Source organism: Virgisporangium aliadipatigenens (assembly GCF_016863615.1).
GTDB classification, from domain to species: Bacteria; Actinomycetota; Actinomycetes; order Mycobacteriales; family Micromonosporaceae; genus Virgisporangium; species Virgisporangium aliadipatigenens.
Genome location: NZ_BOPF01000060.1, coordinates 16,292 through 42,440 on the forward strand (window position 1 = coordinate 16,292; position 26,149 = coordinate 42,440).

The 26,149-nt window shown below is 72.5% G+C and carries 21 protein-coding genes and 1 pseudogene; 8 read left to right on the plus strand and 14 right to left on the minus strand.

The genetic code is table 11. From position 1 onward, the window contains the following. Nucleotides 1-201: 201 nt before the first annotated feature. The 5 genes from amcA to Val02_RS44335 all read right to left on the minus strand — a co-directional run bounded on the left by amcA (nucleotide 202) and on the right by Val02_RS44335 (nucleotide 4,692). Nucleotides 202-396 (minus strand): multiple cyclophane-containing RiPP AmcA, encoded by a 195-nt coding sequence (amcA, locus tag Val02_RS44315; RefSeq protein ID WP_203905390.1) that lies wholly within the window; start codon nucleotides 394-396, stop codon nucleotides 202-204. Then, on the minus strand, nucleotides 380-1,471 hold the full coding sequence (gene amcB / locus Val02_RS44320) for a cyclophane-forming radical SAM peptide maturase AmcB (protein WP_203905409.1): 1,092 nt from the start codon (nucleotides 1,469-1,471) through the stop codon (nucleotides 380-382). Before amcB ends, amcA begins: the two co-directional genes overlap by 17 nt. Before the next feature lie 30 nt (nucleotides 1,472-1,501). Next, entirely contained in the window at nucleotides 1,502-2,647 is a 1,146-nt protein-coding gene (gene purM, locus Val02_RS44325) for a phosphoribosylformylglycinamidine cyclo-ligase (protein WP_203905391.1), read from the minus strand. Nucleotides 2,648-2,657: 10 nt separating this feature from the next. Next, nucleotides 2,658-4,181 carry an amidophosphoribosyltransferase gene (purF, locus tag Val02_RS44330; RefSeq protein ID WP_203905392.1) on the minus strand — a complete coding sequence of 508 codons (1,524 nt, stop codon included), beginning with the start codon at nucleotides 4,179-4,181 and terminating at the stop codon, nucleotides 2,658-2,660. Between the two features lie 118 nt (nucleotides 4,182-4,299). Then, nucleotides 4,300-4,692, minus strand: a complete 393-nt coding sequence (locus Val02_RS44335) for a sterol carrier family protein (protein WP_239153796.1) — start codon at nucleotides 4,690-4,692, stop codon at nucleotides 4,300-4,302. A gap of 197 nt (nucleotides 4,693-4,889) precedes the next feature. Between Val02_RS44335 and Val02_RS44340 the strand changes: the two genes are divergently transcribed. After that, entirely contained in the window at nucleotides 4,890-6,485 is a 1,596-nt protein-coding gene (locus tag Val02_RS44340; protein WP_203905393.1) for a carboxypeptidase regulatory-like domain-containing protein, read from the plus strand. Between the two features lie 51 nt (nucleotides 6,486-6,536). Here Val02_RS44340 and Val02_RS44345 read toward each other — a convergent pair whose 3' ends face one another. The 6 genes and pseudogenes from Val02_RS44345 to Val02_RS44370 all read right to left on the minus strand — a co-directional run bounded on the left by Val02_RS44345 (nucleotide 6,537) and on the right by Val02_RS44370 (nucleotide 14,383). Next, nucleotides 6,537-7,226 carry a hypothetical protein gene (locus tag Val02_RS44345; RefSeq protein WP_203905394.1) on the minus strand — a complete coding sequence of 230 codons (690 nt, stop codon included), beginning with the start codon at nucleotides 7,224-7,226 and terminating at the stop codon, nucleotides 6,537-6,539. Between the two features lie 900 nt (nucleotides 7,227-8,126). Next, a pseudogene (gene purL, locus Val02_RS44350) lies at nucleotides 8,127-10,425 on the minus strand (phosphoribosylformylglycinamidine synthase subunit PurL); the annotation flags it as partial. Beyond that, nucleotides 10,422-11,138: a phosphoribosylformylglycinamidine synthase subunit PurQ gene (purQ, locus tag Val02_RS44355; protein WP_239153797.1), complete on the minus strand. Its 717-nt coding sequence runs from the start codon at nucleotides 11,136-11,138 to the stop codon at nucleotides 10,422-10,424. The gene purQ and the pseudogene purL, both read right to left, overlap by 4 nt. A 74-nt stretch (nucleotides 11,139-11,212) precedes the next feature. Beyond that, nucleotides 11,213-11,455, minus strand: a complete 243-nt coding sequence (gene purS / locus Val02_RS44360; protein ID WP_203905396.1) for a phosphoribosylformylglycinamidine synthase subunit PurS — start codon at nucleotides 11,453-11,455, stop codon at nucleotides 11,213-11,215. 281 nt (nucleotides 11,456-11,736) lie between these two features. Continuing rightward, nucleotides 11,737-13,155, minus strand: a complete 1,419-nt coding sequence (purB, locus tag Val02_RS44365) for an adenylosuccinate lyase (RefSeq protein ID WP_203905397.1) — start codon at nucleotides 13,153-13,155, stop codon at nucleotides 11,737-11,739. A gap of 7 nt (nucleotides 13,156-13,162) precedes the next feature. Next, nucleotides 13,163-14,383 carry an acetyl-CoA C-acetyltransferase gene (locus tag Val02_RS44370; protein WP_203905398.1) on the minus strand — a complete coding sequence of 407 codons (1,221 nt, stop codon included), beginning with the start codon at nucleotides 14,381-14,383 and terminating at the stop codon, nucleotides 13,163-13,165. Nucleotides 14,384-14,404: 21 nt separating this feature from the next. Here Val02_RS44370 and Val02_RS44375 point away from each other — a divergent pair, with 21 nt between their 5' ends. Continuing rightward, nucleotides 14,405-15,697, plus strand: coding sequence for a 3-oxoacyl-ACP reductase (locus tag Val02_RS44375; RefSeq protein ID WP_203905399.1), 1,293 nt, complete (start codon nucleotides 14,405-14,407; stop codon nucleotides 15,695-15,697). A 1-nt stretch (nucleotide 15,698) separates the two neighbouring features. Beyond that, a complete protein-coding gene (locus tag Val02_RS44380; RefSeq protein ID WP_203905400.1) occupies nucleotides 15,699-16,589 on the plus strand; it encodes a MaoC family dehydratase in 891 nt (296 codons plus the stop codon). A gap of 3 nt (nucleotides 16,590-16,592) precedes the next feature. Here the strand turns inward: Val02_RS44380 and Val02_RS44385 are convergent, their stop codons facing one another. Next, the gene (locus Val02_RS44385) at nucleotides 16,593-17,855 is read right to left on the minus strand and encodes an FAD-binding oxidoreductase (RefSeq protein ID WP_203905401.1); all 1,263 of its coding nucleotides are present in this window, start codon (nucleotides 17,853-17,855) and stop codon (nucleotides 16,593-16,595) included. 112 nt (nucleotides 17,856-17,967) lie between these two features. Here Val02_RS44385 and Val02_RS44390 point away from each other — a divergent pair, with 112 nt between their 5' ends. Both Val02_RS44390 and Val02_RS44395 read left to right on the plus strand, forming a co-directional pair. Beyond that, nucleotides 17,968-18,576 carry a MerR family transcriptional regulator gene (locus Val02_RS44390; protein ID WP_203905402.1) on the plus strand — a complete coding sequence of 203 codons (609 nt, stop codon included), beginning with the start codon at nucleotides 17,968-17,970 and terminating at the stop codon, nucleotides 18,574-18,576. 11 nt (nucleotides 18,577-18,587) lie between these two features. After that, nucleotides 18,588-20,666 carry a S9 family peptidase gene (locus Val02_RS44395; protein ID WP_203905403.1) on the plus strand — a complete coding sequence of 693 codons (2,079 nt, stop codon included), beginning with the start codon at nucleotides 18,588-18,590 and terminating at the stop codon, nucleotides 20,664-20,666. A gap of 46 nt (nucleotides 20,667-20,712) precedes the next feature. Here the strand turns inward: Val02_RS44395 and Val02_RS44400 are convergent, their stop codons facing one another. Then, nucleotides 20,713-21,657 (minus strand): threonine ammonia-lyase, encoded by a 945-nt coding sequence (locus Val02_RS44400; RefSeq protein WP_203905404.1) that lies wholly within the window; start codon nucleotides 21,655-21,657, stop codon nucleotides 20,713-20,715. Between the two features lie 155 nt (nucleotides 21,658-21,812). Here Val02_RS44400 and Val02_RS48820 point away from each other — a divergent pair, with 155 nt between their 5' ends. The 3 genes from Val02_RS48820 to Val02_RS48500 all read left to right on the plus strand — a co-directional run bounded on the left by Val02_RS48820 (nucleotide 21,813) and on the right by Val02_RS48500 (nucleotide 25,664). Then, nucleotides 21,813-24,164, plus strand: coding sequence for a protein phosphatase 2C domain-containing protein (locus Val02_RS48820; RefSeq protein ID WP_203905405.1), 2,352 nt, complete (start codon nucleotides 21,813-21,815; stop codon nucleotides 24,162-24,164). A gap of 234 nt (nucleotides 24,165-24,398) precedes the next feature. Beyond that, entirely contained in the window at nucleotides 24,399-25,463 is a 1,065-nt protein-coding gene (locus Val02_RS48975) for a DedA family protein (protein WP_203905406.1), read from the plus strand. Nucleotides 25,464-25,532: 69 nt separating this feature from the next. After that, entirely contained in the window at nucleotides 25,533-25,664 is a 132-nt protein-coding gene (locus Val02_RS48500) for a hypothetical protein (RefSeq protein ID WP_275415680.1), read from the plus strand. Here Val02_RS48500 and Val02_RS44415 read toward each other — a convergent pair. Then, complete coding sequence (locus Val02_RS44415) at nucleotides 25,657-26,034, minus strand: ATP-binding protein (protein ID WP_203905407.1); 378 nt, start codon at nucleotides 26,032-26,034, stop codon at nucleotides 25,657-25,659. The genes Val02_RS48500 and Val02_RS44415 overlap by 8 nt on opposite strands. Nucleotides 26,035-26,149: the final 115 nt, after the last annotated feature.

The following is a 26,149-nucleotide window of genomic DNA, read 5'->3' on the forward strand; positions in this document are numbered from 1 at the left end:
CGCCGGGTTCGCCCGGATCCTGAGGAATTAGGCCTGCACAGGCACGCGGGATTCCGCGTGCCTGTGTCATGCCCGCATCCTGCGCGGACCATCCAGCGATGACGTGTGATGTCCCGGCGACTCCATGAGCCGCCGGGACCTTGTGCGTCGGTGGTGCATGCGGCCGGCTCACGCCGAGCCGTTCTCCGACGCGTGCGCGCTTCAGCGTGGCCGGTTGTTCCAGTTGTAGAACGTCGGGATGTTCTCGAAGTGGTTCCACGCGCACACCGCGCTGTCGCCGTCCCCACCGGTCTCGGCGCGGGCGGCACGCGCCTCCTCCGCCTCGGCCAGGAGCGCGTTCAACCCCTCCGCGTTGGCGCGTAGGCGGGCCTCCACGGGATCACCGGTTGGCGGCATGGTCGAGCACTCCCTCCAGTAGGCGGATCTTGCTGTTGCGGCAGTGGTCCGTCTCCGTGACGTCGAACCGGCCGTGCTCGAAATACCGGTTGGCCGCGTGCGCACCGCCGCAGAAGCCGAAGTACGGGCAGGTGGCGCGGCAGCCCTCGACGCCGTCGAGGAACTCGCGCAGCCACGGGGTGCGTTCGACCGCGCCCGCCAGGATCTCGGCGAGCGGCGTGTCGCGCACGGTGCCGGAGGAGAAGTCGCCGTAGCGCCGGTCGGTGAAGCCGGCCAGCTCGGGGGAGAGTACGAAGACGCGGCCGTCCGCGGCGACCGTCGGGATCGGGTCCAACCGTCGGGGCAGCACGCCGTCCGCGGTGCCGGCGAGGACCGCACCGGCGTACCGGAGCGTGTACTCGATCTCGCGCAGGTGGATGCGCGGATCCCGGCGCCAGGCCTCGACCAGGGCGGCCCAGAATCCCCGCACGTCCGACTCGGCGTGGGCGTTGGCGCGGGCGTTGACGCCCTCCTGCTCCTCGATGTTGATCCCGAGAACGTCGCAGCCCAGGTCGAGGAAGTAGGCGTACAGCTCCGCGGCGAGCTCCGGCCGGGGATCACTCACCACGCACAGCGCCGAGAACGGCAGCTCGTGCCGGCGCAGCGCGTCCACCCCGCGCACGATCCGCTCGTACGCCGGCGCGCCGCCCCGTGTGACCCGCTGACCGTTACGGACAGCCGGGCCGTCAACGCTCACACTGACTCGGACGCGGTGGGCAGCGAAAAAGTTGCACCACCGGTCGTCGATCAGCGTCGCGTTGGTTTGCACATGGTGCTCGACGCCCTCGAACGGCGCCATCAACGCCGCCAGGTGATCACGGCCCGCCGCCAGCGGCTCACCGCCGTGCCACACCACCGAGAAGCGTTCGTTGTCGGCGGCCCAGCGGTTGACGTCCGCCGCCACCGCCCGGGCCACCTCGACCGGCATGCGCCGATCGAGGGCCCGATGAGGGAGATAGCAGTAGGTGCAGTCCAGATTGCACAGGGTGGTCGGCTGGAGGACGACATACTCGGGAACGGCGGCCACGCCGCTCATCCCGGTCCATGCCATCACCGGCCCCGGCGGTCAGCCGCTGGTGTACGAGCCGACCATCTGCACCTCGCCGGTGCCCTCGACGACCTCACCGACCTGCCACGACTCGATCCCGCGCCCGGCGAGGAACGCCAGCGCGCGATCGGCGTCGGCCGGCGCCACCACGGCCATCATGCCCACGCCCATGTTGAACGTGGCCTCCATCTCCATCTCCTCGATGCGCCCCTTGGCGCGCACCAGGTCGAAGATCGGCTGCGGCCGCCACGTCGAACGGTCCACCACCGCGTCGGCCGTCTCCGGCAGCACCCGCACCAGGTTGCCGGGCACGCCGCCGCCGGTGATGTGGGCCAGCGCCCGCACCTCGCACTCCTTCATGAGGTCGAGGCAGTCCCTGGCGTAGATCTTGGTCGGGGTCAGCAGCTCCTCGCCGAGCGTGCGCTGGCTGCCGAACTCGTCGATCACCGTCTCCAACCGCATCCGGCCCTGGCCGAGCAGCACGTGCCGGACCAGCGAGTAGCCGTTGGAGTGCAGACCCGACGAACGCATCGCGATGACCGCGTCGCCGACCTCCACCCGGTGCTTGCCCAGGATCGCGTCGTGCTCCACCACGCCGACCCCGGTACCGGAGATGTCGTACTCGTCGGGGCGCATCACGCCGGGGTGCTCCGCCGTCTCGCCGCCCAGCAGGGCGCAACCGGCGTACCGGCAGCCGTCGGCGATGCCCGCGCCGATCTCCGCCACCCGGTCCGGCACGACCTCGCCGCACGCGATGTAGTCGAGCAGGAACAGCGGCTCCGCCCCGCACGCCACCAGGTCGTCCACGACCATCGCGACCAGGTCGATGCCGACCGTGTCGTGGATCTGCAGGGTCTGCGCGATCACCAGCTTGGTGCCGACGCCGTCCGTCGAGGAGGCGAGCACCGGCTCCCGGTACTTCGACATGTCCAGCTTGAACAGGCCGGCGAAGCCGCCGAGGTCGCCCATGACCTCCGGCCGGTGGGCCCGCTTCACCTTGCCCTTGAGCAACTCCACGGCACGCTCACCGGCGTGGATGGAAACGCCGGCGTCGGCGTAGGTGACGGTGCGCCGGCGTCCGGCCCGGCCGCTGCCGGCCGTCCAGAGCTGCTTGTCGGGGCTGTTACCGGAACCACCGGATGCGCGCTCGTCCACGTGCGTCACGTTCTTCCCCTTAGGGCTGGCTGAGAAGGGCAGGATGGTCAGCGCTGTCGAGCGCAGCGTTGGCGGGCGGCTGCGCCGCCGCTCGGACCAGGCCCTCCAGTACGTGTTTGCCGATCACGTTGTCGGCGGGAAGCTCGATCGGGTACTCGCCGTCGAAGCAGGCCCGGCAGAGCCGGCTCGTCGGCTGCTCGGTCGCCGCGATGAGACCGGGCAGGGAGACATACCCCAGGGAGTCGGCGCCGATCGCGCGCCGGATCCCCTCGTTGTCGAGACCGTTGGCCAGCAGCTCCGCGCGGGTCGCGAAGTCGATGCCGTAGAAGCAGGGCCACTTGACCGGGGGCGAGGAGATCCGCACGTGCACCTCGATCGCCCCGGCCTCGCGCAACATGCGCACGATGGCGCGCTGCGTGTTGCCCCGCACGATCGAGTCGTCGACCACCACCAGCCGCTTGCCCCGCACGTTGTCGCGCAGCGGGTTGAGCTTGAGGCGGACCCCGAGCTGGCGGATGGTCTGCGACGGCTGGATGAAGGTGCGGCCCACGTAGGCGTTCTTCAGCAGGCCGGCGCCGTAGGGGATGCCGGACTCCGCGGCGTAGCCGATCGCCGCCGGGGTGCCCGACTCCGGTACCGGGATGACCATGTCGGCCTCGACCGGGTGCTCGCGGGCCAGGGTGCGCCCGATCGCGACCCGCGCGGAGTGGACGTTGCGGCCGGAGATCGTCGTGTCGGGGCGCGCCAGGTAGACGTACTCGAACAGGCAGCCCTTGGGATCCGGCGCGGCGAAGCGGCTGGAACGCAGGCCGTGCTCGTCGATCGCGAGCAGTTCGCCCGGCTCGATCTCGCGCACGACGCTGGCGCCGACGATGTCCAGCGCCGCCGTCTCGCTGGCGACCACCCAGCCGCGCTCAAGGCGGCCGAGCACCAGCGGGCGGACGCCGTTGGCGTCGCGCGCGGCGTACAGAGTGTCGTCGTCCATGAACACGAAGCTGAAGGCCCCGCGCAGCGTCGGCAGCACCTCCAGGGCCGCGGCCTCCACGGACAGGTCCGGCCGGGCCGCCAGCAACGCCGTCACCAGCGCGGTGTCGGAGGTGGCACCCACGTCGCCGACGCCCAGCTCGGCCGCGCGGCGGGCCAACTCGGCCGTGTTGACCAGGTTGCCGTTGTGCGCCAGCGCGATCGTCGTACCACCGTCGGTGGCGCGCAGCGTCGGCTGCGCGTTTTCCCACGTCGAGCCGCCGGTGGTGGAGTAACGCGTGTGGCCGATCGCGATGTGCCCCCGGAGGGAGGACAGGGTGGGCTCGTCGAACACCTGCGCCACCAGGCCGAGGTCCTTGTAGACCATCACACCCGTGCCGTCGGAGACCGCGATGCCCGCCGCCTCCTGGCCCCGGTGCTGGAGCGCGTACATACCGAAATAGCTGAGCTTTGCCACTTCTTCGCCGGGGGCCCACACACCGAACACGCCGCATTCGTCCTGAGGACCGGGCTGCTGCGGGTCGATGTCGTGGCTGAGCCGGCCGTCGCCTCGGGGCACTGCCGCTCCTGTTCTGCGGGAGTCTGGGGGTCGTGTGGCGCTGCCGAGGGCGATTGATCCTGCAAGGTCGCCGTCGCCGAGATGACAGTGTACGTGAGTCAGCCGGAATCGAGCAGCGTCACGCCTCTCCAGCGGCCCCTGCTGTGGGCGTTCTCCCAGCTAACGGAAGGTACGGGGTGAGGTCGGCCCGGTTGCCGCTCGCGCGCACGCGCCCGGAGTTCACCGCGTCGGCCCAGGAACTACGCCCCGTGGCCAGATCTATCCACGTGCGGGGGTCGGTCTCTATCACGTTCGGCGGGGTGCCACGGGTGTGACGCGGCCCGGCCACACACTGGATTGCACCGTACGGCGGAACCCGCACCTCCACCGATCGGCCAGGGGCAAGGTCCGCCAACGCCCCGAGCAGGACTCTTACGGCATCCCGCACTGTCGTCCGATCCGGCTCTTCACCGCGTTCCAGGGTTTCGAGAACGGCATCAACCGGGCCTAAATCACGGTATTTAGCGGACACAGCGGGACGATATGACCAGCCGCCGCCGGACCGCAACATGTGCCGGGTTTCGCGCTGCGCCGTCAACAAGGCATAGTTTGCTGCGGTGCTTCAGGCGACGTGAATGTTACGCGCAAACATGTGGCTACGGAGCGTCAATTTCGGCCGGCGGGCGGCCGGCGACGAGACAGGTGGGCCGACACCGGAGGGTTGAGAACGTGACTACGCACAGACGAGGGTTTCTGCGCCGACTCGGCGTGGCGACCACCATCGCACTCGGCGTAGTGCTTCTACCGGCGCTACCCGCACAGGCCGCTGCGACCGTTTCTGCCGCGCCGGGCAGTATCGAGCTGGGGCCCAACGACAACCGCAGCATCACGATCCAGGTGGCCGCCGACGCCCAGGGCTCGATCCCGGGCCAGGTGGACGTCAACTTCGGCGGCCAGGTCGCCGGCGCGTTGAAGATCTCGGCCAACGGCGGCTGCGAGGTGAGCGGCACCAACGTCACCTGCAACGTCGGCCGGCTGGACCCCAACGAGGACAAGTCCTTCTCGATCGGCGTCTCGGCCAACGCTTCGGCGGTGCAGCCCGGCCAGACGCTGACGGGCCAGGCGACGGTCAAGGGCGAGCTCGGGGTCAACGGCTCCAAGACGATCCCGATCACCCTCAAGGGCCCGCAGGCGCAGCAGTCGCAGTCGCCCACGGTCACCGAGGTCTCCGGCACCGTCAGCGACATCACCACCTCGACGCCGATCGGCAGCGCCTCCGTCCTGTTGAAGGCCGGGGACAAGGAAAAGCGCATCAGCACCGACAACAACGGCAAGTTCAAGTTCGTGGGCACGGCCGCCGATCCGATCCCGCCGGGGTCGATCACGGTCGAGGCGACGAAGTCCGGCTTCAAGACCGCCACCGCCACGCGCAACGGCAACGCCAACTCCGCCGTCACCGGGCTGGCGCTGAAGCTGGAGACCGGCAGCGCGGCCGCGAGCCCACCGCCGACGGTCGAGGAATCCGGCAACACCGACCCGAACGCCTCGGACTCGGGCGCTCCCGACCTGGCCAACACCGCGCCGGCAGCCAACGAGGACGGCACGAGCATGCTCTCCTGGGTGCTGATCGGCATGGGCGTCCTGCTCGTTCTGCTCGGTGTCGGTGCCATCGTCGTGCTGCTGCGCCGCAACAAGGACGACCGCGAGCCGGAGGACGACTTCGACGACGGCGGTCCGCACGACGACCGCACCCGCGTCGGTGCCGTTCCGGGCAGCCGGGGCGCTTACCACGGCGGTGCGACCGACGCGACCCGCGTGGCCCGTGGCGGCATCAGCGACGCGCCCACCGAGATCGTCCGGCCGCAGGCGCCGCTCGACGAGTTCCCCGACCCGTACGCGGCACCCGCTCCGACGCAGGTCGGTGGCTACCCGCCCCAGGGCGGCGGGTACGGCAACGGCGGCTACAACAACGGTGGATACGACGACGGCTACGGCAACCGGGGTGGCGGCGGCGGCCAGTACGGCGACGCGACCCGGGTCGGCGGTGGCGGTGGCGGTGGTGGCTACGGCGGCGAGACCCGCGTCGGCGGCTACCCCACGGACCGCGGCGACGGCGGCTACCCGCAGGCCGGCGGCAACAACTACCCGCCGCAGGGCGGCCAGTACGGCGGCGGTGACTACGGCCGCGGCGGCGACCGCTCGTACGAGGGCGGGTACCCGCCCCAGGGCGGCGGCTACGAGCCGCCCCGCGCCGGTGGCTACGACCGCGGCAACTACGAGCGCCCCCCGCAGCGCGGCCGCCAGGTGAACTGGATGGACGACTAGAAAATCGCAGAAAGAGCCGGCCCCTTCGGGCCGGCTTTTTCGTTGCGCGGTTCAGGCCTGGGTGAAGGCGCCCGCGCGGTAGAGCGGGACGGCGGGCGAGACGTTCAGGGCGGTGGCGCGGGCTACCGTGTCGGGGTCCAGCGCGCGGGCCGTCACGGTGCCCTGCACCGCCGCCGCCACGTCCGGGATGGCGCCGTAGGCCGCCAGTGCAACGGCCGCCTCGACGCTCAGCAGCGCGTCGCCCGTGGACAGGGCGTCCACGACGGCCGCGGCACCCAGCAGGTCGGCCGCACAGGGACGCAGCCCGCCGTCGGGCCAGCGCTTGCCGGCCGCCACGACGCCGACCGGGCGTTCGGGGGTGCCGAAGCCCTCGGCGGTCAGCCAGGCGCCGGCCGCGTGGGCGTTCCGCAGGCCGGCGGCCAGCACGGGACGGCCGGTCGAAGCAGCCGCGGCCACGACCGCGGCTCCCAGCGGCGCGGGCAGGACCAGATCGGCGACGCCGTCGCGAGCGGGCGCGACGCTCCCGGCGATCCGGCGGGCGAACTCCGCCGCCTGATCCGGCCAGGGGAACGGGTGCACCCGGCTACCCACCGCCACCGCCGTCTCGACGTCGGTCGTGAACGTGAGCACCTCGACGACCACGAGAGCCGCGCAGGTGCGGGCGAACTCCGCCGCACCCGCGAGGCCCCACTCGAAGCGCACACCGGTGCCGGGCTGGCTGAGTACCGGCTCCCCGGTCACCGGCGTGCGTCGTTACCGCTCAACCGGCCGAAGCGGAACCCGACGCGGGCTTCGCGTCGCCGTCCTCGTCCTCGGCCGTCGCGGCGGCGTCGCTCGGATCGGCATCGGCCGGCTCCGCGTCGGCGGGCTCGTCGCTCCGGTCGGTCGACCCGCCCTCGGCGGTCGTCGACACGGCGGCGTCCGAAGGAGCACCCGCGTCGGCCGTCGCCTGCGCGGCGGTACCGGACGCGAGGGTGCCCGAGGCGGCTCCCGCGTCGTCGCTGCCGGAGGCGGCTTCCGCGTCGGCGGCCGATGCGGCGGTGCCGGACGTGGCCGCCGTAGCCGACCCCGAAGCGTCGGCAGCGGTTTCCGAAGCGTCATCCGCGCCGGCGCTCCCCGGCGTGAGGCCGGCGTCAGATGCGGCACCGGCGCCCGAAGCCGCTCCGGCGTCCGAGGCGGGCCCGGCGTCCGAGACGGATCGCCCGGCGGCGCCCCCCTTGGCGCCGGCAGCCCGCACACCGGCACGCTTTCCGCCAGCACCCTTGGCGCCGACGACACCCTCAGCGCCCTCAGCATCGACGTCAGCGCCGGCGTCGGTGTCAGCGGCGGAGCCGGCATCCGAGCCGGACGTGGCGGATCCGGCAGCCGCGCCGTCGGAGCCGGCAGCGGCCGACTCCGCGATCGCGCCGCCCGCATCCGATTCGGCAGATCCCGATCCGGCCGCAGCGGACCCGACCGAGGCCGGATCGGACCCGGGGTCGGATCCCGCGAGCAGGCCTCCGGAGACGGTAGCCTCGGCGGGCGACACCTCGTCGTCCGGCACGTCCACATCGGCCAACGCCACCTCGGGCGCCACGATCACCGCGGACGCGGTGTCCACGGCGGCGATGTCCGGCACGACCTCCTCGGTGACGTTCGTGGCGTAGCCGCCGAACAGCGCGGGAAGCGTCCCCGTCCAGGCGGCCCGCAGCTCGTCGAGCGGGATCCGGAACTGGCCCCGCACGTCCAGCGCACCGCTGCGCTTGTCGACCATGCCCAGCGGCGTGTACGGGATATCGCGTTCGGCACACATCGCCGTGAACGCCTTCTCGTGCCCGCGCGGCACGGTGACCAGCACCCGCGCCGTCGACTCCGAGAAGAGCAGCGTGAACGGGTCGGCGTCCTCCGGCAGCAGCAGCGAGGCGCCCAGCCCGTACCGGAGCGTGCTCTCCACCAGCACCTGCGCCAGCCCGCCGTCGGAGAGGTCGTGCGCGGCACCGAGGTGCCCCCGGACGGCCGCGTCGTGCAGCAGCGTGCCGAGGCGCGCCTCGGCGGCGAGGTCCACCTTCGGCGGGGTGCCGCCCAGGTGACCGTGCTGCACCCAGGCCCACTCACCGCCGGAGAACTCCGCCTTCGTCTCGCCGAGCAGGATGATGATGTCGCCGTCGGCCGAGAACCCCATCGGCGTGCGGTAGCCGACGTCCTCGAGCACACCCAGGACCCCCACGACGGGCGTGGGGTGGATGGCCGTGTTGCCGGTCTGGTTGTAGAAGCTGACGTTGCCGCCGGTGACCGGGATGCCCAGTTCGAGGCAGCCGTCGGCGAGCCCACGCACGGCCTCGGCGAACTCCCACATGACGTGCGGGTCCTCGGGCGAGCCGAAGTTGAGGCAGTTCGTGACGGCGACCGGGACCGCGCCGGTGGCGGCGACGTTGCGGTACGCCTCGGCGAGCGCGAGCTTGGCGCCGGTGTACGGGTCGAGCTTGGCGAACCGCCCGTTGCCGTCCAACGAGATCGCGACGCCCAGCCCGGACTCCTCGTCGATCCGGATCACACCGGCGTCCTCGGGCTGCGCGAGTACGGTGTTGCCGAGCACGTACCGGTCGTACTGCTCGGTGACCCACGACTTGTCGCAAAGGTTGGGGCTGGCGGCGAGGGTGAGCAGGGTCTCGCGGAGTTCGTCGCCGGTGCGGGGCCGGGTGAGGGTCTCCGCGCGGTCGGCCTGGACGAGGATGCGGTCGCTCGGCTCGCGCATCGGCCGGGCGTACACCGGCCCGTCGTCCACGAGCGATCCCGGGGGAACGTCCACCACGGTCTGCCCGCGCCACGTGATCGCCAGGCGGGTGTCGTCGGTGGTGACCTCGCCGATCGCCGTGGCGAGCAGGCCCCACTTCTTCGCCACGCCGAGCACCTGGCCGAGCCGGGCCGGGTCGACGATGAGGAGCATGCGCTCCTGGGACTCGCTGGCCAGGATCTCGTGCGGCTCCATGGAGGCCTCACGCAGCGGCACCTTGTCGAGCGTGACCCGCATGCCGGTGCCGGCCGCCGCGGCGGTCTCGGTCAGCGCGCAGGTGAGACCGGCGCCGCCTAGGTCCTGGATGCCGACCACGATGCCGGCGTCGTACAGCTCCAGGCAGGCCTCGATGAGGAGCTTCTCCAGGAACGGGTCACCGACCTGCACGCTCGGGCGGCGTTCGTCGCTGCCCTCGTCGAACGTGGCGCTGGCCAGCACCGACACGCCGCCGATGCCGTCGCGGCCGGTCTTGGCGCCGAGCAGGACGACGACGTTGCCCGCGCCCGTCGCTTCCTTCTTCTGCAGGCGGCTGGCCGGCAGGACCCCGATGCTCAGCGCGTTGACCAGCGGGTTGCCCTGGTAGCAGGGGTCGAAGACGACCTCGCCGCCGATGTTGGGCAGGCCCAGGCAGTTCCCGTAACCGCCGATGCCGGCGACCACGCCGGGGAGCACGCGGCGGGTGTCGGGGTGATCGGCCGCGCCGAAGCGCAGCGGGTCCATGACGGCGACGGGGCGCGCGCCCATGGCGAGGATGTCCCGGACGATGCCGCCTACGCCGGTGGCGGCACCCTGGTGCGGCTCGACGAAGCTCGGGTGGTTGTGCGACTCGACCTTGAACGTGACGGCGAGGTCGTCGGAGATGCGCACGACGCCCGCGTTCTCACCGATGCCGGCGAGCATGCGGTCGTTCTTCGGCGCCTTCTCCACGAACTGGCGCAGGTGCACCTTGCTCGACTTGTACGAGCAGTGCTCGCTCCACATGATCGAGTACATGGCGAGCTCGGACTGCGTGGGCCGGCGGCCCAGGATCTGGCGGATCCGCTCGTACTCGTCCGGCTGGAGGCCCAGCTCGGCGAAGGGCTGCTCCTCGTCGGGCGTGTCGGCGGCGCGCGCCACCGTGTCCAGCCCTTCGATCGCCTCGACAGGTGTGCTGACCTCGGCCGTCATGCGTTAGCTCCCGTGGTGGCGGCGACCTCCCGAGGGTGGGCGAGGTGCCGCAGTACGCCGCTGAAGAAGCCGAGCCCGTCGATGGACGGCCCGGTCAGGGCCTCGATCGCGTGCTCGGGGTGAGGCATGATGCCGACGACGTTGCCGGCCTCGTTGCGGATCGCCGCGATGTCGCGCTGCGAGCCGTTGGGGTTGTGGCCGTCGAGGTAGCCGGTGGGGCCGCTGACGTAGCGCGCCACGATCCGGCCCTCGGCCTCGAGCTCGTCGAGGGTGCGTTCGTCGGCGACGTAGCAGCCCTCGCCGTTCTTGACCGGGATGAGGATCTCCTGGCCGTCGGTGAAGCCGCCGGTCCACGCGGTCGTGGTCGACTCGACCCGCAGCCACTGGTCGCGGTTGCGGAAGTGCAGGTGGCTGTTGCGGGCGAGGGCGCCGGGCAGCAGGTGGGCCTCGCACAGGATCTGGAACCCGTTGCAGATGCCGAGCACCGGCAGACCCTCACCGGCGGCCTTGACGATCGACTCCATGACCGCGGAGAACCGGGCGATGGCGCCGGTGCGCAGGTAGTCGCCGTAGGAGAAGCCGCCGGGGAGCACAACCGCTTCGACGCCGTGCAGGTCGGCGTCGGCGTGCCAGAGGTTGACCGGCTCACCGCCGGCCAGGCGCACCGCGCGCAGGGCGTCCCGGTCGTCGAGCGACCCGGGAAATGTCACCACTCCGACCTTGCGGCGGCTGCCGTCCCCCTCGACGTCGGCCGACTCACTCGAATGCGAAGCATCGCGATGTGCGCTCATGAAGGATCTTCCACGCGGAGGGTGAAGGACTCGATGACGGGATTCGCGAGCAGCTTGTCGGCGATCTCGCGGGCGCGGTCGAGGTCGGGTTCGCCGTCGAACTCCAACTCGATGCGCTTGCCGATCCGGACCGAGCTCACCTCGGACACGCCCAGGCGGGGCAGCGCGTTCGCGACTGCCTGGCCCTGGGGATCGAGGATCTCGGGCTTGAGCATGACGTCGACGACGACGCGGGCCACTGTGCACTCCTGAGACATCAACTCAACACGAAAGGGGCGGCTCGAAGCCTACCTGTCGACTCATCGTGACCGATCACGACCTGCGTGTTCGCCACCGACCCCGGACGGGTGATCACAGCGGGTGCGCGTGAGGTCCCCGTGAGAACGCCGTCTCACGTTTTCGTCGGGTCGGTTTCAGCGGCCTGTATCGGTATATGACTCAGTGACCAGTTCCCACACACTGGTGCGCGGCGCGGGTAAGCCTCACCACCCGCGCCGCGTTCATCCGCGAATGCCCGGTATCAGAGGATCGGCGGCGGGGCATACCCCGCGGCGGCGGGATGCGCAGTGACGATCGTCTCGATCCGGCCCACCACCGACGCCACCTGAGCGCCGGCCGCGCCGACGAACGCCGCCCGGTCGGCGACCAACCGGTCGATCTCGTCCCGACTCAGGGAGAGTCGTTCATCGGCGGCCAACCGGTCGAACAGCTCGTTGTCCGCGGCGGCCTTCTCGCGCATGGCCAGGGCGACGGCCACCGCGTGTTCCTTGATGACCTCGTGGGCGACCTCGCGGCCGACGCCCTTGCGCACGGCTCCCACCAGCAGCTTCGTCGTCGCGAGGAACGGCAGGTACCGGTCCAGCTCGCGCGCCACGACGGCCGGGTAAGCGCCGAACTCCGCAAGCACCGTCAGGAACGTCAGGTACAGCCCGTCGAGGGCGAAGAACGCGTCCGGCAGCGCCACCCGCCGCACGACCGAGCAGGAGACGTCCCCCTCGTTCCACTGGTCGCCGGCCAGTTCACCGACCATGGAGAGGTACCCGCGCACGATCACGGCGAGCCCGTTGATCCGTTCGCAGGAGCGGGTGTTCATCTTGTGCGGCATGGCGGACGAGCCCACCTGCCCGGCCTTGAACCCCTCCGTGGCCAGTTCCTGACCGGCCATCAGCCGGATCGTGGTGGCCAGCGAGGAGGGCGCCGCGGCGGCCTGCGCCAGCGCCGAGAGCACGTCGAAGTCGAGCGAACGCGGGTAGACCTGGCCGACGCTGTCCAGCACCCGGGAGAAGCCCAGGTGGGCCGCCACCTTCGTCTCCAGGGCCGCGGCCTTCTCAAAGGAGCCGTCGAAGAGATCCAGCTGATCCGCCGCCGTCCCGACCGGGCCCTTGATGCCGCGCAGGGGATAGCGGCGGATCAGGTCGTCGAGGCGTTCGTAGGCGATGAGCAGTTCCTCGGCCGCCGAGGCGAACCGCTTGCCGAGCGTCGTCGCCTGCGCCGGAACGTTGTGCGAGCGGCCCACCATCACCAGGTCGGCGTGTGCGGTGGCGAGCCGGGCCAGGCGCGCCAGCGCCGCCACCACGCGGTCGCGGATCAGCAGGAGCGACGCGCGGATCTGCAGCTGTTCGACGTTCTCGGTGAGATCGCGCGAGGTCATGCCCTTGTGGATGTGCTCGTGGCCGGCGAGGGCGCTGAACTCCTCGATGCGGGCCTTCACGTCGTGCCGGGTGACCCGCTCCCGCTCCGCGATCGAGGAAAGATCCACATCGTCGACGACGGCCTCGTACGCCGCGATGACGCCGGACGGCACGGTGACGCCCAGCTCGCTCTGCGCCCGGAGGACGGCGATCCAGAGCCGGCGCTCCGCTTTCACCTTCTCCGCGGGGGACCAGATGGAGACGAGGTCGGGCGAGGCATAACGAGCTGCGAGAACGTCAGGAATCACGGGCCAATTATGGGCGCTCCAGAATCGCCGTCACCGCCTGGCCACCCGCGGCGCAGATCGAGATGAGGCCCTTACCCGAACCGCGTTCGGCGAGCAGCTTGGCGAGCGTGGCGGTGATGCGCGCCCCGGTGGCCGCGAACGGGTGGCCGGTCGCCAGCGACGAGCCGACGACGTTGAGGCGTTCCCGGTCGAGGGGGCCGTGCGCCGGCTCCCATGCCTTGAGGGTGGCCAGCACCTGGGACGCGAACGCCTCGTGGATCTCGTAGTAGTCCAGTTCCCCCAAGGAAACGCCGGCCCGGGCGAGCAGCCGGGGGACCGTGGACACCGGGGCGGTCAGCAGGCCCTCTCCCCCGTGCACGAAGTCGACGGCTCCGGTCTCGGCGTCGCGCAGGTAGGCGAGCACGGGCAGGTGGCGCTCGGCGGCCCACTCCTCGCTGCCGAGCAGCACCAGGGCGGCGCCGTCGGTGAGCGGCGAGGAGTTGCCGGCGGTCATCGTGTCGCCGAAGACCGGCTTGAGCGCGGCGAGCTTCTCGATGCTCGTGTCGCGGAGGTTCTCGTCCCGGGTCAGGCCGAGGTACGGGGTGAGCAGGTCGTCGAAGAAGCCCTTCTCGAACGCCGCCGCGAGCCGCTGGTGCGAGGCGAGGGCCAGTTCGTCCTGCTCCTCGCGGGTGATGCCCCATTCGGCGGCGGTGCGGGCGGCGTGCTCCCCCATGGACAGGCCGGTGCGCGGCTCGGCGTTGCGCGGGACGTCGGGGCGCAGCTGGGTGGGGCGCAGCCGGCCGACGGTGCGCAGCTTGCGCCCCCAGGTGCGGGAGTAGCGGGCGTCGAGCAGCACGCGGCGCAGGTCGTCGTTGACGGCGAGCGGCGCGTCGGAGGTGGTGTCGACGCCGCCGGCGATCCCCGACTCGATCTGCCCCACGGCGATCTTGTTGGCGACCGTGATGACCGCTTCGAGGCCGGTGCCGCACGCCTGTTGCAGGTCGAACGCGGGCGTCGACGGGTCCAGCCGGGAGCCGAGCACACACTCCCGGGTGAGGTTGAAGTCGCGGCTGTGCTTGAGGACGGCCCCGGCGACGACCTCGCCGATCCGTTCGCCCGCCAGAGCGAACCGGGCAAGAAGCCCGTCCAGCGCCGCCGTCAACATGTCCTGGTTGGACGCCTGGGCATACCGGCCGCCGGACCGGGCGAACGGAATCCGGTTGCCGCCGAGGATCGCAACTCGCCGCATGGGCGATTACGTTACGGGGCGATGGACCGGTATTCGAGCTTCGCGAATTCACGGGCCGGGCGGCTGGTCGTCCGGGGCGTCGGCCTGCCCCGGCCTCCCGTGCTGCGCCGGTACACCCAGGGTGAGCCCGATCCGGAGGGGCCGTTCCTCATCGGCGGGTCGGGGCGGCTGGCGTTCCGGGTGATCCCGCTGCTGGCCGGCACGCAGAAGGAGGGCGAGCGGCCGCGTGCCGTCGTCTGCGACGCCACCGGGGTCACCGATCCGGCCGGGCTGGCGGCGGTGTACTCGTTCGTGCAGCCGGCGGTGCGGGATCTGCTGCCCAACGGGCGGGTGCTGGTGCTCGGCACGCCGCCGGCGCGCTGCGGTTCGCCCGCCGAGGCGGCCGCCCAGCAGGCCCTCGAGGGCTTCGTGCGGTCGGTGGGCAAGGAGATCGGGCGGCGCGGTGGCACGGCCAACCTGGCCTACGTCGCCCCGGGCGCGGAAAACGCGGCGGAGTCGACCGTCCGGTTCCTGTTGTCGACCCGCTCGGCGTTCGTCTCCGGTCAGGTCGTTGCGGTCGAACCGGCACCGGCGGAGCCGGCGCACGGGGGTCCGGTGGCGGTCGTGACCGGTGCGGCGCGCGGCATCGGGTTGGCGATCGTCGGCGTGCTGGCCCGGGCCGGCGCACGGGTCGTCGCCGTCGACCTCCCGTCGGCCGGTGCCGAGCTGGCCGCCGTCGCCAACGACGTGCGCGGGGCGTCGCTGCAGCTGGACCTGACCGCCGAACGCGCACCGCAGCGCCTCGTCCGCTACCTCACCGACCGGTACGGCCGGCTCGACGTTCTGGTGCACAACGCCGGCATCACCCGGGACCGCACGCTCGCGAAGATGAGTCCGCAGGAGTGGGACGCCGTCCTGCGGGTGAACCTCGCCGCGCCGGCCGCCGTCACGGAGGCGGTGCTGGCCGGGCCGCTGATGCCGGCGGGCGGGCGGATCGTCTGCGTCTCCTCCGTTTCGGGCATCGCCGGCAACCGCGGCCAGGCCAACTACGCGGCGTCCAAGGCGGGGCTGATCGGCCTGGTCCGTTCGCTCGCGCCCACGCTGGCCAACCGCGGGGTGACGGCGAACGCGGTCGCGCCCGGGTTCATCGAGACGGACATGACGGCCCGGATGCCGATGACGATCCGGGAGGCGGGGCGGCGGCTCAACAGCGTGACCCAGGGCGGCCGTCCGATCGACGTGGCGGAGACGGTGGGCTGGTTGGCGGAGCCGGGGTCGGGCGGGGTGACCGGCAACGTCGTGCGGGTCTGCGGCCAGAGCCTGTTGGGGGCGTGAGATGACCGAGGTGGAAGAGGCGGCGGTCGGCGATCTTCGCGCGATGCCCCGGCTCGGCCCGTTGTATCGCTCCGCCGCGTGGCAGACGGTGCGCCGGCCGTCCCGGAAGGAAGAGCTCGAGGATCGCGAGCTGGTGATCCGCGACGTTACCGTCGACCTCGACCACCTGGCCGCGTACAACCGGGTGTGCGGTTTCCGGCTCACCGACGCGCTGCCGGCGACGTATCCGCACGTGATGGCGTTCCCGTTGAGCCTGGCGCTGCTGGCGGAGCCGTCGTTCCCGCTGCCGCTGGCCGGGGTGGTGCACATCGCCAACCGGATCGAGGTGCTCGGGCCGGTGCGCGTGTCGGACACGTTCAGCCTGCGGGTGCGGGCCCAGCGGCTGCGCCCCCACGAACGCGGCCGCCAGGTCGACGTGGTCGCCGAGGCGTTCGCGGACGGGTCGTGCGTGTGGCGGGGGCGTTCGACGTATCTGCACAAGAACGGCCGCGGCAGCGGCGGCCCGCCGCCCGAGCGCGCGAAGCTCGCCGGTCAGGCCGTGTGGCGGGTGGATCCGGGTACGGCGCGGCGGTACCGCAACGCCTCCGGGGACCGCAATCCGATCCACACCTCGCGGGTGGCGGCGCGGCTGGCCGGGTTCCGGCGGCGGATCGCGCACGGCATGTGGACGAAGGCCCGCTGCCTGGCCGCGCTGGAGGGGCGCCTGCCCGGGACGTTCACGGTCGACGTGCGCTTCCTGCGGCCGATCCCGCTGCCCGGTGCGGTCGCCTTCGCCGCCGAGCGGGCCGGCGAGGATTGGGACCTGGCCGTCTGGAACGCCACCGACAGCACCCCGCACCTGCGCGGCACCGTCACCGGCCCGGCGACCGAGTACGACATCGCGGCCGTCTAGGCCCTAGCTCGACTCCGCGTCGCTCAGGGGAAGCCGGCCTGGGGCCAGCCGGCCCGACGGGTCGTAGCGCTCCTTGAGCCGCGCCGCGTCGGCGATGCCCCGGTCGGTGGCCCGTGCCGCGGCGTGTACCAGGGGCGAGGCCCGCAGCACGGTGCACAGCCCGCCGCGCGCGAGCAGCGTGTGCCGGACGGTCTCCACGACCCCGACCACCCGCTCGTCCGCAAATCCCTCCGGCAGCGCCACCAGAACCACACCGGTCGCGGCGGAGCCACGCACCGCGGCGACCCCGCCGGTCACGTCCCGCAGCACCAGGTTGACCGCGCCGAGCGCACTGACCGGCACGTCCAGCCGCAGCAGGGTGTGCCCCGCCGGCACGCGGCCCCACCAGCCGGGCGGCTCCGCGCGGGCCTCGGCGTCGCCGCCGATCAGCGTGACGGCGGTGCGCGACAGCTGCAGCGCCGCGCGCGCGGTGCCCTCGATGCGCACGGCGACGGTGGCGGCCCGTCCGGGCTCGGTCGTGCGCTGCCTCGGCACCCGGGCGCTCACCGGGTCCAGCGGCGGCCAGTCGGCCTCGATCGCCGCGATCCCCAGCGGAATGGTGTCGAGCAGCGCCATCAGCTCGATCAGCTCGGCGGGGCTGCGCACCGACCGGAGCACGTAGCGCGCCTCCGGCGGCCGCGGCGCCAGCGCGAACGTCACCGCGGTCAGCACCCCGAGCGCGCCGAGGGAGCCGCACAGGTCGGCGGCGTCGTCCCCGACCAGCCGCTGCGGCGAACCGTCGACGGTCAGGTACTCCACGCCGCGCACGAGGGCCGGCAGCGGTCCGCCGCGCAGCCGGAGCGGTCCGGTGGCGCCGGTCGCGAGCACCCCGCCGGCGGTGGCCCCGTCGGCCAGGTACGGCGGGTCGAGGGTGAGCCGCTGGCCGGTGGCGGCGAGCCGGGCGGTCAGGTCGCGCAGCGGCGTGCCGGCGCCCACGGTCACCTCGAGCCCGCCCGGGTCGTGGGCGCGCACGCCGGCCAGCCGCCGCAGGTCCACGACGATGTCCACATCGGACGGTGGCGGCCCCCAGTCGAGCGTGGTGCCGGCCCCGCGCGGCAGGACGGTCCAGCCGTCCCGGTAGGCCAGCCGGAGCACCGCCGCGAGCTGCCCGGGGTCGGCCGGTGCCACGTGCGCGGCCGCCGCTGTGAGCCCGGGCGCGTCGGCCGGGAGCGCGGCGCGCACGTGTGCCGGCCCGCACATGTCGACCAGGTCGGCGAGCAGTCCCACCCGTCCTCCTCGCCGTCGCATCACGCTCCCACTTCCCGGTCGTCATCGTACACATGTTCGAACGCCTCGGAGCCTTGCTCCTGACCCGGCGTCAGGTCATAGCGTCGTCCACATGACGACCTGGCGTATCGGCGAACTGGCGACGGCCACCGGCGTGACCGTTCGCACGCTGCACCACTACGACGGGCTGGGCCTGCTGAGCCCGTCGGAGCGCACCTCGGTCGGGCACCGCCGGTACACCGCCGCCGACGTCCGCCGGCTGCACCGGATCATCGCGCTGCGCGACTTCGGCCTCTCGCTGGCCGAGATCGCGCGGGTCCTCGACGGGCCCGACGCCGACCCGCGCGAACTGCTGCGCGCGCAGCTCGCCCGGGTCGAGGAGCGGCTGACCGCCGGCGAGCGGTTGCGCCGCACCCTGATCGACCTGATCGCTTCACTCGATCAGGTCTCACTTGATCGCGCGGTGGAGCCCGACGTCCATCACCTGATCGCACTCATCGAAGGGACCACCCGGATGAACCGCCCGCTCACCGAGGAAGAACTCGCCGAGATGACCGAAACCCGACAAGCCCTCATGGCCACGCTGACACCGGAGCAGATCGCCGAGATGAACGAGACCCGCCGCAGGTGGCGGGAGAGCCTGACGGAGGAGGAGTTGACGGCGGCCCGCACGGCTCGCGCGGCGCTGCTCCCGCCGTCGTGGCAGCCCCGGGACGGGTAACGTTCTCGGCTGTGACGACGCAGCAGCCGCCCGTGGCCAAGACCGTTCCCGCTGAGCGCACGCATCACGGCGACACGGTCGTCGACGAGTACGCCTGGCTCACGGACAAGGAAGATCCGGACACCATCGCCTACCTCAAGGCGGAGAACGAGTTCACCGAGTCCGCGACGGCCCACCTTGCGGCGCTGCGCGACACCCTGTTCAACGAGATCAAGAACCGCACCCAGGAGACCGACCTGTCGGTCCCCACCCGCAAGGGCGCGCACTGGTACTACACGCGCACCGAGGAGGGCAAGCAGTACGGCATCCAGTGCCGGCGCGCGGTCGCCCCCGGGGAGACCGCGCCGCCGGCCACCGGCGAGGGCGCCCCGCTCGCCGGCGAGGAGGTGCTGCTCGACGGCAACGTGCTCGCCGGCGACAGCGAGTTCTTCGCGCTCGGCACGTTCGACGTGAGCCCGGACGGCACCCGCCTCGCCTACTCGACCGACTTCGCCGGCGACGAGCGGTTCACGCTGCGGGTCAAGCGGCTGGACACCGGCGAGGTGCTCGCCGACGAGATCCCCGGGGTCTTCTACGGCTCGGCCTGGTCGACCGACGGGTCCACGCTCTTCTACCTGACCGTCGACGACGCCTGGCGCCCGCACAAGGTGTGGCGGCACACCGTGGGCACGCCGTCGTCCGAGGACGTCGTCGTCTACGAGGAGACCGACGAACGCTTCTGGGTCGGCGTCGACCTCACCCGCTCGGAGAAGTTCATCCTCATCGAGGCCGGGAGCAAGATCACCAGCGAGGTGCGGTTCATCCCGGCGGACGACCCGACCGCCGAGCCGGTGCTCATCGCGCCCCGCCGGCACGGGGTGGAGTACTCCGTCGAGCACCACGGCCACCGGTTCCTGATCCTGCACAACGACGGGGCCGAGGACTTCGCCCTCGCGTACACCTCCTGCGACGCGCCGGGCGGCTGGACGCCGCTGATCGAGCACACCCCGGGCATCCGGCTCACCCAGGTGGACGCGTTCAGCCGGCACCTGGTGGTGGCGCTGCGCCGGGACGGGCTGACCGGCCTGCGCGTGGTGCCGCTCGACGGCGGGCGCGACTACGACATCTCGTTCCCCGAGCCGATCTACACGGTCGGGCCGGACCACAACCCGGAGTACGACACGGCGACGTTCCGGCTCGGGTACACGTCGCTGGTGCAGCCGGACTCCATCTACGACTGCGAACTCGACACGGGCAACCTGGTGCTGCGCAAGCAGCGGCCGGTGCTCGGCGGCTACGACCCCGCGCAGTACGAGCAGCACCGCGAGTGGGCGCTCGCCGACGACGGCACCCGCGTGCCGATCTCCCTGATCTGCCGCAAGGGCACGCCGCGCGACGGCTCGGCGCCGTGCGTCATCTACGGGTACGGCTCCTACGAGGCCTCGATGGACCCGTGGTTCTCCATCGCGCGACTGTCCCTTGTGGACCGTGGCGTCACCTTCGCCGTGGCGCACATCCGCGGCGGCGGCGAGATGGGCCGCGCCTGGTACGAGAACGGCAAGATGCTGGCCAAGCGCAACACGTTCACCGACTTCGTGGCGTGTGCCGAGCACCTGACGAAGTCGGGTTGGACCAGCGCCGACCGGCTCATCGCGCGGGGCGGCTCCGCCGGCGGGCTGCTGATGGGCGCGGTGGCAAACCTGGCGCCGCAGGCGTTCGCGGGCATCGTGGCGCAGGTGCCGTTCGTCGACGCGCTCAACACGATCCTCGACCCGTCGCTGCCGCTGACCGTGATCGAGTGGGAGGAGTGGGGCAACCCGCTGGAGAGCGCCGACGTGTACCGGTACATGAAGTCGTACAGCCCGTACGAGAACGTGACCGATGTGCGGTATCCGGCGATCCTCGCCATGACCAGCCTCAACGACACGCGCGTGCTCTACCACGAGCCGGCGAAGTGGGTCGCGAAGCTGCGCAAGGTGTCGCCGGAGTCGGACGTTCTGCTCAAGACGGAGATGGGCGCCGGGCACGGCGGGCCGAGCGGCCGCTACGACTCCTGGAAGGAAGAGGCCTTCATGGCGGCGTGGATTCTCGACCGCCTCGGAAAGGCGTAGTCACGGGCGGCGCGCGGGATCTCCCTCCCGCGCGCCGCATCGCTGTCTAGACGAAGACGTCGGCCAGCAGTTTGGGGTCGGCGTTGCCGCCGCTGACCACGGCCGCCGTGCGGCCCTGGGGTAGCTCCGCGCGGTGGTGGAGGTAGGCGGCCGTCGCGACGGCGCCGCTGGGCTCCACCAGGACACGGGAGCCGCGCACCATCCGGGTCATCGCGTCGAGGATCTCGTCCTCGCTGACGGTCACCATCCCGTCGAGGCGTTCGGACAGGTGGGCGAAGGTCAACTCGGACAGGTTGGTGCGCAGGCCGTCGGCGATCGTGCGGTAGGTCTGCTCGGTGGGCCACTTACGCAGTTCGCCCGAGGACAGGCTGTCGGCGGCGTCCGCCGCGAGGGCCGGCTCCACGCCGATCACGGCGGCGGCCGGGCGCAGTGCCTTGATCGCGCTGGCGACGCCGGAGGCGAGCCCGCCACCACCCACCGGGACCAGCACGACGTCGACGTCCGGCAGGTCGGCGACGATCTCCAGCCCGATGGTGCCCTGCCCCGCGATCACGTCCGGGTGGTCGAACGGCGGCACCCGGTTGAGCCCGCGCTCCTGCGCGATCTTCGCCATGACGTCGTCCCGCTCGGGCGGCGGGACCAGGATGACCTCGGCCCCGAGCGCCCGGGTCGCCTCGACCTTCATCGGGACGGCCACGTTCGGCATCACCACGACGCACGGCACCCCGAACGCCCGCGCGGAATACGCGGCCGCCTGGGCGTGGTTGCCCGACGAGTGCGCGATGATCCCGGCCCGGCGCTTCTCCTCGGGCAGGGACGCGACCGTGTTGTAAGCCCCTCGCAGCTTGAACGACCCGATCGGCTGAAGGCCCTCGGGTTTGAGCCACAGGTCGGTACCCGCCCACCAGGCCGGCAGCAGGGGCGTGCGCACCGCCACCCCGGCGATGTGGTCGGCGGCGGTCCGGATGTCAGCGAGGGTCACCAGCTCCATTCGCCGAGCCTACGATCGATCTTGAACCTTGCCCGCGTCCAAAGCAGAATGCGTGGACCGGCCGTCTCGCGTCGATCTGCCGGGCCTCGGTCGCCGGGCAACCCGGGAGTCAGTAGGCTCTCCCCCACCGGCGGGAGCGGTATGGAGACCAGGGCATGTCATTGAGGTTGCGGTATGCGGTGCGCACCGATCCGGGGTTGGTCCGGCAGACCAACCAGGACTCGGTGTACGCCGGTCCGCGCCTGCTCGCCGTAGCCGACGGCATGGGCGGGATGGCGGCGGGCGATCTGGCCAGCAGTGTCGTCATCACGAGACTGGCCGAGCTGGACCACGACGTGCCGGCTCCCGAGATGATCGCCGCGATGGACGACACCGTGGCGGCAGCCAACCAGGAGCTGCACGCCGGCGTCACCGCCAACCCCGAGCTGCGCGGCATGGGCACCACGCTCACCGCCCTGCTCATCTCCGGGCGCACCGTCGCCATGGTGCACATCGGCGACTCCCGGGCGTACCTGCTGCGCGACGGGCACATGCGTCAGGTCACCAAGGACCACACGTACGTGCAGATGCTGGTGGACGAGGGTGCGATCACCGCCGAGGAGGCGAGCAACCACCCGCATCGTTCACTCGTGACGCAGGTGCTCCAGGGCGAGCCGATCGAGCCGGCGTACTCGGTGCGCCAGGCCGTCGCGGGCGACCGCTACCTGCTGTGCAGCGACGGTCTCTCCAACGTCGTGACCATGGAGACCATGGCCGACATGCTCCGGGAGTACGAGGACCCGGAGGCCTGCGCCGAACGCCTCATCGACCTCGCCCTGCGCGCCGGCGGCCCGGACAACATCACGGCGATCGTCGCCGACATCCTGGAGGCGCCCGATCCGGGGCCCGCCGGGAGCCACGACGCCGACCAGACGCACCTGCTGCCGGCCGTTCCGGCCGAGGATCCGCCGCACGCCGACCAGCCCGGCACGCCGCGGCTGTACCTTTCAGAGGCCGCCGTGGCGGCGCAGCACCAGCCGGCCGCGGTCGTCGAGGAGTACCCGGCGCACGTGGACCCCACGTGGCAGGCGACGGAGGGCTACGCGGACGTCGCCGCTCTGGTGCATCCGACGGCGCAGCCGTTCCCGGCAGCGGCGGCACCGGCGGTCGAGGGCTATCCGGTCGAGGCCTTCCCCGCCGACGAACTTCCGACGGAGAGCGATCTCCGGACGACGCCGTCCATGGAGCGGCCGCCGGTGGATCGCGACCATCCGGCCGCCCAGTTCTTCCCGCCGGCGGATCCGTCCGGCCCTCCGCCGCGCCGGCCCAGCCCGCGGCCGCGCCGGACGCCGGTCGACGAGGGGCAGGCGTACGCGCCCTCGCCTTCGGGGCTGCCGGAGCCGCAGCAGCAGCATCAGGGCTTCGCCGGGGAGCCGACGCAGGTCCTCCCGGACGGCGCGATCGGTCAGCGCAGCGGGCTTGCGATGCCGGGCAGCCCGATCCTGCCCGGCGGCCCGGCCCCCCACGGCGGCGCCGTTCCGCCCGGCGGCCCGGTCCCGTCCGGCGACCCGGCCGCGCACGGCGGCTTCGCTGCCCACGGCGACCCGGCCGCGCACGGCGGTCCCGCGCCGGTGGGAGGCCCGGCCGTGCCGGCCGCCCGGCCGCACGTCGCGCCGCTCCCCAACGGCGCCGCACCGCAGGCGGCGCCGCCGCACGGTGCCGCACCGCACGCCGCCCCCGGGCACGCGGCCCCGCCGCCCCGGCGGCCCCTCACCTCGGACCGCCCGGATCAGCGCGATCACCTTGAGCACCGGGACCCGGCGCACCCCGAGCCGCTGCAGCCGGTCGAGCGCTCCGAGGGGCGCCGCGCGCACCCCGACGCCGCGCTCCGCCCGGACCAGCCGATCCGGACCCCCGGCCCGGGCCTGCAGCCGCCGGTGCTCCGGGAGCCGGCGCTCCGCGATGAGGCGCCAGCACCGCGGGAGTGGGCCCCCGAGCCCCCCGCCCGGGCCGATTGGGCGGACGGCCCCACGGCATCGGTACCGACCGTGGCCAACGAGCCGACCGTCCGCAACGACCCGGCTCCGCATGCCGACCTCGCCGCACGCACCGAGCCGACGCTGCGCAACGACCCGGCCGTGCGGGTCGACCCGACCGCCGGCAGCGACTGGGTCGAGCCGCCCACCGAGATCGAGGACTGGTCGGACGCCCCGACCAACACCATCCCGGCGGTCGTCGACGAGTGGTCCGGTCATCCGGAGGCGGCCTGGTCCGCCGACCAGCCGGCCGAGCAGCACTCCACCCAGGGGTGGACCGGACCGTCCGCCGCCGCCCGCACGACCGGCACGGTGACCGCCGAACCGGACGTCGAGGACCCGGTGGCGAGCATCTTCGGCCCGGACGACGACCGCGATCCGCCGTCGGGGCGCCGTTCGAGCCGGCGGGTGCAGGCGACGATCCTGGCGACCCTGGTAATCCTCCTAGTGGCCGCGAGCGCCGTCGCCACCTGGCTTTTCCTCACCGCATAGGCCCGGGGCAGCGCCGGTACTGACCGGTAGCCGACAGGTATCAGGTAGATCACTAGTTCGCTCAGCCGCAGCTCAGCGATTTCTCAGCCGCGCGCGGCATGCTGAATCTTGTCGGAAGCCACTTAGGGCCGTCTCTCCGGGGAAACCCGGGGTGTGATGCCTCCCTTGGACGGATGTCCGGCGCCTTCCGGATCAATAACGTGCCGGATAGGACCCAGCGGGGGGAGGTGCGGCATGCAGGAACTGTTCGGCGGAGTGGGCGAGCTGTCCACGCTGCTGCTCGGGTTCGTGTTGGGCGGGGTGTTGATGCTCGACACCATTCCGCTGGTGGGCGTTCTGGTGCCGGCCGATGTCGCGGTGCTCGCGGCGGTCGGCTCCCGGGGTCCCTGGGAAGCGGTCACCGTGCTGCTCGCCATCGTCGCCGGCACACTCGCCGGGTGGACGCTGACGTTCGCCGTCGGCCGGTTCCTGTCCGGGCCGCTGCGCCGTAGCTGGCTCGGCCGCCGGATCGGGGAGGCCCGCTGGGTGGGCGCCGAACGCCTGCTCGCCGGCAACGGCGGCAAGATGGTGCTCGCGGCGCCGTTCCTGCCGGTGTTCAACACGATCGTGCCGATCGCGGCCGGCAGCCTGCGCATGTCGTACCCGCGCTTCCTGGCGTACGGGCTGAGCGGGGCGACGCTGTGGGGCGCCGGCTACGTGGGCCTGGGTATGGCCGCGAAGCAGCTGGGCGGTGCGCTGTTCGGGTCGTCGAGCACGCTGACGACGGTCATCATCGGCATCCCCGGACTGGCCATCGGCTGGGTGATCCTGGCTCAGGTCCGCCGCCGCATGGCGGTCGAGGAGGCGGCGACGAGCCAGGAGAGCGCGGCGACGACGGCGGCGCGTTCGAGCACGCCGCTGGTCCAGCCCCGCCCGAGGAACAGCATCGCGATCGCCACCGCCACCAGCAGCGGCACCGTGCTGATCGCCCCGGTGGCGCTGGCCAACCGCAACCGCCTCCCGCTCTCCGGCGCCAGCCAGAACATGATCATCGCCAGGCCGGCGAAGAACAGCGCCCCGATGCTGGCCGCCCCGTGCACCAGGTCGCCCGGGGTGGCCGCCTCGTACGGCGGCAAGGGACAGCCCGGCGAGCAGGTGACCGCGCCCGAGGCCGCCCCGAACGGCGCGGCGACGATGAGGCACAGCACGGCGAGGCGCCACGCGTTGCGTTCGAGGTTCGCCATGCCCTGCCCGGCCCAGGCGATCCGGGCCGTCAGGGAGCGAAAGAGGCGCGAGGACCCGGGCTCCGTCTCGGTCTGACGCACGGCGGCGGCGAGCAGCACCAGCGCGGCCGCGATGAGCAGGATGCCGCTGCGGTAGACGGCCGGCATGGGGGCGTTCGGGGCGCCGGCCTCGCTGACGTATCCGTGCAGCGGCGAGGTGCGCACGACGGCGACCGCCAGCGCCGAACCGCCGGCCAGTGCGCAGATCAGGGCCGGCAACGCGAAGCGGGTCACGTGAGCGGCAGGGAGAACCGCGCCACGGTGCCGTCCGCGCCGGTCGTCACGTCGAACCGCGTGGCGAGGCGCGCCACGATCCACAGCCCGCGCCCACCGGTGGCGCCCAGCGGCGGGTAGACCCGCATGTCGTCGGGCTCGAACGCGAACCCGTCCCCGCTGTCGGCCACCTCGCAGACCAGTTCGCCGTCCTCGACCCACATCCGCAGCCGGCCGGCGCCGCCGCCGTGGCGCACGGCGTTGGTGGCCAGTTCGTGGGCGGCGAGCACGAGGTCGGTGAGCCGGTCCGCGCGCAGCCCCATCCCGTCGGCGTGGGCCGCCACGGTCGCGCGCAGCGCCACCAGGCTGTCCCGGTCGAACGGCTGGGAAAGCACGCGGGCCCCTTGTTCAGCCTCCATCGCGCTCCACCAGCCGCAGGGCCGGCACGCGGGCGGCTCCGAGGGCGCGCAGCACCTTGCCGACGGACTGGCGGGCGACGGCGGTCATCCG

What these genes read in the sequence shown, in the direction of transcription:
- amcB (WP_203905409.1), bottom strand. Translation starts at nt 1,471, where the DNA reads ATGAGCGGCGTGGCCGCCGTTCCCGAGTATGTCGTCCTCCAGCCGACC.
- amcA (WP_203905390.1), bottom strand. Translation starts at nt 396, where the DNA reads ATGCCGCCAACCGGTGATCCCGTGGAGGCCCGCCTACGCGCCAACGCG.
- Val02_RS44400 (WP_203905404.1), bottom strand. Translation starts at nt 21,657, where the DNA reads ATGGAGCTGGTGACCCTCGCTGACATCCGGACCGCCGCCGACCACATC.
- Val02_RS44390 (WP_203905402.1), top strand. Translation starts at nt 17,968, where the DNA reads ATGACGACCTGGCGTATCGGCGAACTGGCGACGGCCACCGGCGTGACC.
- Val02_RS44370 (WP_203905398.1), bottom strand. Translation starts at nt 14,383, where the DNA reads ATGCGGCGAGTTGCGATCCTCGGCGGCAACCGGATTCCGTTCGCCCGG.
- Val02_RS48500 (WP_275415680.1), top strand. Translation starts at nt 25,533, where the DNA reads ATGGGGGCGTTCGGGGCGCCGGCCTCGCTGACGTATCCGTGCAGCGGC.
- Val02_RS48975 (WP_203905406.1), top strand. Translation starts at nt 24,399, where the DNA reads ATGCAGGAACTGTTCGGCGGAGTGGGCGAGCTGTCCACGCTGCTGCTC.
- Val02_RS48820 (WP_203905405.1), top strand. Translation starts at nt 21,813, where the DNA reads ATGTCATTGAGGTTGCGGTATGCGGTGCGCACCGATCCGGGGTTGGTC.
- Val02_RS44375 (WP_203905399.1), top strand. Translation starts at nt 14,405, where the DNA reads ATGGACCGGTATTCGAGCTTCGCGAATTCACGGGCCGGGCGGCTGGTC.
- Val02_RS44380 (WP_203905400.1), top strand. Translation starts at nt 15,699, where the DNA reads ATGACCGAGGTGGAAGAGGCGGCGGTCGGCGATCTTCGCGCGATGCCC.